General features: G+C 66.0%; 5 protein-coding genes and 1 pseudogene. 3 read left to right on the plus strand and 3 right to left on the minus strand.

Going from position 1 to position 5,778, the window contains the following annotated elements; all coding sequences use genetic code 11:
• Together sphsw_RS09770 and egtD are read left to right on the plus strand one after the other, a co-directional pair.
• Window positions 1–210, plus strand: a pseudogene (locus sphsw_RS09770) (ergothioneine biosynthesis protein EgtB); the annotation flags it as partial.
• Window positions 210–1,187, plus strand: a complete 978-nt coding sequence (gene egtD / locus sphsw_RS09775) for an L-histidine N(alpha)-methyltransferase (RefSeq protein ID WP_031440455.1) — start codon at window positions 210–212, stop codon at window positions 1,185–1,187. The pseudogene sphsw_RS09770 and the gene egtD, both read left to right, overlap by 1 nt.
• Window positions 1,188–1,312: 125 nt before the next feature.
• Here the strand turns inward: egtD and ppa are convergent, their stop codons facing one another.
• The 3 genes from ppa to sphsw_RS09790 all read right to left on the minus strand — a co-directional run bounded on the left by ppa (window position 1,313) and on the right by sphsw_RS09790 (window position 4,771).
• Entirely contained in the window at window positions 1,313–1,891 is a 579-nt protein-coding gene (ppa, locus tag sphsw_RS09780) for an inorganic diphosphatase (RefSeq protein WP_031440456.1), read from the minus strand.
• A gap of 77 nt (window positions 1,892–1,968) precedes the next feature.
• Complete coding sequence (locus sphsw_RS09785; protein WP_031440457.1) at window positions 1,969–3,882, minus strand: M61 family metallopeptidase; 1,914 nt, start codon at window positions 3,880–3,882, stop codon at window positions 1,969–1,971.
• 238 nt (window positions 3,883–4,120) lie between these two features.
• Complete coding sequence (locus tag sphsw_RS09790) at window positions 4,121–4,771, minus strand: DUF1345 domain-containing protein (RefSeq protein WP_031440458.1); 651 nt, start codon at window positions 4,769–4,771, stop codon at window positions 4,121–4,123.
• A 49-nt stretch (window positions 4,772–4,820) separates the two neighbouring features.
• On the opposite strand from sphsw_RS09790, the gene hisS reads away from it, so the two are divergent.
• Window positions 4,821–5,778 (plus strand): histidine--tRNA ligase (gene hisS / locus sphsw_RS09795; protein ID WP_031440459.1); only part of this gene is annotated, 958 nt, incomplete at its 3' end.

The raw sequence follows: 5,778 nt of genomic DNA on the forward strand, positions 1-5,778 counted from the left end.
ACGGGCAGCGCCTATCGCCCCTATCCCGGCTTCCGCGCGGTCGAGGGTGCGGTCGGCGAGTATAACGGCAAGTTCATGAGCGGCCAGTTCGTGCTGCGCGGCGGGAGTTGCGCGACGCCGCGCGGCCATGCGCGCGCGAGCTACCGCAATTTCTTCTACCCGCACCAGCGCTGGCAGTTCACCGGCGTCCGGCTCGCCAAGGATATCTGATGTTGAAGCGTGAAATCGAAGACGGCGAGCAGAGCCTGGCCGACCCCGCCTTCCGGGCGGATGTGCTCGCCGGGCTGGAACGGCGGCCGCGTGCGATTCCGGCGCGCTGGTTCTACGACCGGCGCGGGTCGGAGCTGTTCGAGGCGATCACCGACCTGCCCGAATATTATCCGACGCGGACCGAGCGCTCGATCCTCGAGACCGCCTGCCCCGAGGTCGCCGAGATTGCCGGTGCGGGACGTGCGGTGGTCGAATTCGGGTCGGGGTCGTCGACCAAGACGCCGATCCTGCTGAGCGCGGTGGCACCGTCGGTCTATGTGCCGATCGATATCTCGGGCGATTTCCTGCGCGAATCGTCGCGCGTGCTCGCGGCGCAGTTCCCCGAGCTGCTGGTCCTGCCGTTCGAGGCGGATTTCATGCGGCCGCTCGCATTGCCGAAGACAATCGCCGACACCCCCAAGCTCGGCTTCTTTCCGGGGTCGACGATCGGCAACATGATCCCGCTGATGGCGGTCGACCTGTTGAAGGCGATGCGCGCGTCGCTCGGGATCGGCGCGATGCTGCTGATCGGGATGGACCGGATCAAGGATCCGGCGGTGCTGGTCCCCGCCTATGACGATGCGCAGGGCGTGACCGCGGCGTTCAACATGAACCTGCTCGAGCGGATCAACCGCGAGCTCGACGCCGATGTGCCAATCGAGGCGTTCCGGCACAAGGCGGTGTGGAACGACGATCGGGCGCGGATCGAGATGCATCTCGAGGCGCAGCGCGACGCCGCGTTCACGATCGAGGGGCGGCCGTTCGATATCGCCGCGGGCGAGACGATCCACACCGAGAACAGCCACAAATACGGGTCGCGCGATGCGCGGATCCTGTTGCGGTCGGGCGGGTGGACGCCGATCCGCGAATGGACCGATCCGGCGGGGTTGTTCTCGCTGTACCTGGCGGAGGCACAGGCGGAGCGGCCGGCGCCGTAAGGGCGGGGCAGGTGCTTCGACTTCGCTCAGCACGAACGGGGGGGCGTAGTTCGCGGCCCCGTTCGCCCCGAGCGCAGTCGAAGGGCGCGCCGGGTGCGCGCCGCTTCGACTTCGGTCTTTTGTAATCAGCGGCCTGCGGCGCCGTCCGCGTTCATCGGCTCGTCGCCCTGCTTCTTGGCCTCTTCGTAGCGCTCGATCGCCTCGATCGTGATGCGCTTGGCTTCCTCGGCATCGCCCCACTTGCCGACGCGGACCCACTTCTTCTTCTCGAGGTCCTTATAGTGGGTGAAGAAATGCTCGATCTGCTCGAACACGATCTCGGGCACGTCGGCACGGCCGCCGACGTTCGAATAATAGGGGAACACGTCGTTGACGGGGACGCAGACGAGCTTCTCGTCGCCGCCGGCCTCGTCCTCGAGGTTGAGCACCGCGATCGGGCGCGCGCGGACGACGCAGCCGGGGATGAACGGCGAGCGCGCGATCACGAGCGCATCGAGCGGGTCGCCATCGGGGCTGAGCGTGTGCGGCACGAAGCCGTAGTTCGCGGGGTAGCGCATCGGCGTGTGCAGGATGCGGTCGACGAACAGCGCGCCCGATGCCTTGTCGAACTCGTACTTCACGGGCTCGCCGCCGGTCGGGACTTCGATGATGACGTTCAGGTCTTCGGGCGGATTCTTGCCCGTCGGGATGAGGTCGATACGCATGGCGGTCCTTTCAGAAATGGCGGTGCCGGCCGCTTCCCCTTGGGGAGGCGGCCGGCACCGGAAAAATATCGGAACTGTCAGCGCGGCATCAGCAACTTGTCCAGTCCGCCGTCACCTGTACCGACCTTCTCGAGCCGCGGATAGCGCGGGCCGTCATGGTAATCGAGCGAGACGTCGCGGAATCGCTCGTTGTTTTTTACAGTCAGACGGATCGGCAGCTTGGTGCCCTGGGCCGCCAGAATTGCCGCTTTCATGCGGTCCGACGAGTAGGATTCGCCGTTGACCGCCTCGATTTCGGTACCGACGTCGATCCCGGCGCGGAACGCGGGGCTGTCCCAGATCGAGGCAGTCACGACGCCGTCCTTGTTCATCACCAGCCCCAGCGAATAGCTGACATCGGTGCCGCGGCTCTTCTCCGCCTGCTTCAGATACGGGCTCTGCACGGGGCCATAGACCAGCTTGTAGCCGTTCATCGCAAAGCCGTTGATCGGCGCGGGCTTGCCCGTCTCGGTCAGCCGCGTGGTGAGGAAGCCGGCCCAGTCATAGGGCAGGATGCCGTTCAGCGTCTTGGCGACGTCGTCGAACGTGTAGGTGACCTCGCCATAATCGCCGTTGCGGATGCCGAAGAAGGCTCGCGCGAAGTCGTCGATCGACTTGGTGCCGCCCGACTTCTGGCGGAGCATCGCGTCGACCTCCATCCAGACCATCAGCCCTTCGTTGTAGTAATCCTCCGACCGCTGCCAGCTGGTCCAGCCCTTGGGACGGCGCGACGAGATGACCGGATCGTTGGTGGTGTCGATCAGCGGGCGCCACTGGCGACCCTGCGCGGTGTCGTAGGTGCCCAGAATCGAGGCATAGCCGTCGAGCGTGTCCTGCTTGCTGACCAGACCCGAGCGCGCCTGGAGCACATAGCCCCAGAACTGCGTCTGGCCCTCATAGACCCAGAGCAGCGAGTTGCGCATCGGCGTGCGGAAATCGGGTGTCCACAGGTCGGCGCCGCGGCGGAACTTGCCGTCCCAGCTGTGCGTGAATTCGTGCGGCAACAGGTTGCGCGCCGACGCGCCCGTCTCCCATTCGGTGAAATAGCCGGGGCGGACGCCGTTTTCCGAGCTGCGATGATGTTCGAGGCCGATTCCGCCGAGCTGGTCGGTGATCGAGAGCAGGAACTCGTAATGATCATAATGCTCGGCGCCGAAGGTGCGCGCGGCCTGATCGACGAGCCGCTTGTGCGCGTCGATCTGCTCTGGCTTGGCGGCGAGCTGGTCGGGGGTGTCGGCGAAGACGTTGAGGTCGACCTTCGGGCTCAACGGCCAGACCTTGCCGTATTTGCCCGCGAGGATCGGCGAATCGACGAGGATCTCGTAATTGGTCCGGTCATAGGCATAGGTCGCGCCCGAGACCTTGGCGGGGACCGCACCCGCGGCGGTCCAGCCGGTCGGATAGGTGACGGTCATCTTCACCGGGATCTGACGCGTATAATAACCGGCGGGGTAGAGGCTGACCGAGTTCGGCTGGAGGCTGATCATCGTCGGGGTCATGACGACACGGCCCTGATCCGCCTTGGTCGCGGAGATGAACTGGAAGGTCGCGTCGAGCTGTTTGGTGCCCGCGGGAACGTCGATGTGGAAGGCGTAGACGTCGACCGGATCGCGCGTCCAGGGCAGGATCCGGCCGTTCGCGCGGATCACCAGCCCGGCGAGCTTCTCGATCTCGCCGCGTGGCGCATGGTTGCCGGGCAGCCATTTCGGGAAGAGCAGCGCCATCTTGCCCGATTTGGCGACGGGGATCGTCTCCTTCACGCGGAAGATGCCGCGCTCGGTATCGGTCGCGTCGATGTCGAGCAGGATCGTGCCGGGATAGGGCGTGTCCTGTGCGGCGGGGATCGTGTCGACGAACGGCACCGGCTGTGGTGCGGTGTTGCCGGCGGGGACTTGCGCGACCGCGGGAAGTGCAGACGCGAGCAGGGATGCGACGAGAAGCTTGCGGATCAAGGAAAAGGCCTTCCGGCAGAGAGACGATGGTCAAGGTGTAAGCGGCAGAAAGGGCAGTCGTCCAGCCCTTTGCCGGGGTGTATAGTCTCGCGTCACAGGCGTTTGGTGCGTCGCGCTTTGCCACATGCGCCGTCATCCTGACGAACGTCAGGATCCAGGGTTACGGGCGGTGGTGTTTATGGCTCTGGATCCTGACTTTCGTCAGGATGACGGAAGAGGGATGACGGGAGGAGCGGCCTCAGCTGCTGCCGAGCACGTTGATGGTGAAGGCGAGCACGCCGATGTTGAAGACGAACGCCGCCATGCACTGGCCCAGCGCGACCTTGCGCACCCGCCGCGACGTGATCTCGACGTCGGAGGTCTGGAAGGTCATGCCGAGCGTGAAGGCGAAATAGGCGAAGTCCCAGTAATCGGGCTCGGCACAGGACGGGAAGTCCAGCCCGCCCGCGTCGCTGCCATCCGCGGCGTCGCTGTAGAACAGATGCGCATAATGCAGCGTGTAGACCATGTTGGAGAACAGCCAGGCGAGCACGAGCGTCGCGACCGAGATCAGGACCGCGACGAGATCGGTCTTGCCCTGCAATTCCTTCGCCACCGCGACGAGCACGACGATCAGGATCGTCCCGCTGAACGCCAGCAGCACCGCGCGGTTGGCGTCGTTCTCGTCCGCATAGCGCCGCATCCGCTCCGCGGTGGCGTTGCCGAACAAGGTCGCGACGGTGGCGAGGAACAGGACCGCGGCGATATCGAACGCCGCCATCGTGCCGCGGCCCAGCCCCAGTCGGGGGATCAGCGCGACGAGGCCGATCGCGAAGACGAGTGCAAACAGCACGAAGCGCGGCGGGGCGATGCGCCGGCCGAGCCCCCAATAACGGACGTCGTTGCTCATGTGACGGCGCTAGCGCTTCGCGGGCACGTCGCCTAGATACGCGCGCATCATGGCCAGAACAGAAACCCCGCGTCGCATCCGCGGCACTCAGGACATCTTCGGCGACGAGCAGCGCCGTTTCGCGCATGTTCTCAGCACCTTCGAACGCGTGCGTGCGTTGTATTGCTTTCAGCGGATCGACATCCCGGTGTTCGAATCCACCGCGGTGTTCGCGCGCTCGCTTGGCGAGACGACCGACGTCGTGTCGAAGGAGATGTACACATTCGAGGACCGCGGCGGGGATTCGCTGACGCTGCGGCCCGAATTCACCGCCGGGATCGCGCGCGCCTATCTGACCGAGGGGTGGCAGCAGTTCGCGCCGCTCAAGATCACGACGAGCGGTCCGGTGTTCCGCTACGAGCGCCCGCAAAAGGGCCGGTTCCGGCAGTTCCACCAGATCGATGCCGAGGTAATCGGCGCGGCCGAGCCCGCGGCGGACGTCGAACTGCTGGTGCTGGCGGACCAGCTGCTGCGCGAGCTCGGCATTGCGGACGGGGTGACGCTGCAGCTGAACACTTTGGGCGATGCCGAGACGCGTGAAGCCTGGCGCGCGGCGCTGGTCGCGCATTTCGAGGCGCATCGCGGTGAGCTGTCCGAGGACAGCCTGACGCGGCTCGAGAAGAACCCGATGCGGATCCTCGATTCGAAGGATCCGAAGGACCGGCCGATCGCGGACAGCGCCCCCGATATCGACGCGTATCTGACGCCCGAGGCGCGCGCGTTCTTCGATGCGGTGACCGCCGGGCTCGATGCCGCGGGCGTCGCGTGGGAGCGCAATGCGCGGCTGGTGCGCGGGCTCGATTATTACCGCCACACCGCGTTCGAGTTCGTGACCGACCGGTTGGGGTCGCAGGGGACGGTGCTGGCCGGTGGGCGCTATGACGGGTTGATCGGGTCGCTCGGCGGGCCCGAGACGGCGGGTGTCGGCTGGGCCGCGGGGGTCGAGCGGCTGGCGATGTTGCTCGACG

The sequence above is a fragment of the Sphingomonas sp. FUKUSWIS1 genome (assembly GCF_000733135.1).
Classification (GTDB): Bacteria; Pseudomonadota; Alphaproteobacteria; order Sphingomonadales; family Sphingomonadaceae; genus Sphingomonas; species Sphingomonas aerolata.

Bases quoted from the DNA above. Each gene is read 5' to 3' on its own strand.
- egtD (WP_031440455.1), top strand. From the start codon at position 210: ATGTTGAAGCGTGAAATCGAAGACGGCGAGCAGAGCCTGGCCGACCCC.
- ppa (WP_031440456.1), bottom strand. From the start codon at position 1,891: ATGCGTATCGACCTCATCCCGACGGGCAAGAATCCGCCCGAAGACCTG.
- sphsw_RS09790 (WP_031440458.1), bottom strand. From the start codon at position 4,771: ATGAGCAACGACGTCCGTTATTGGGGGCTCGGCCGGCGCATCGCCCCG.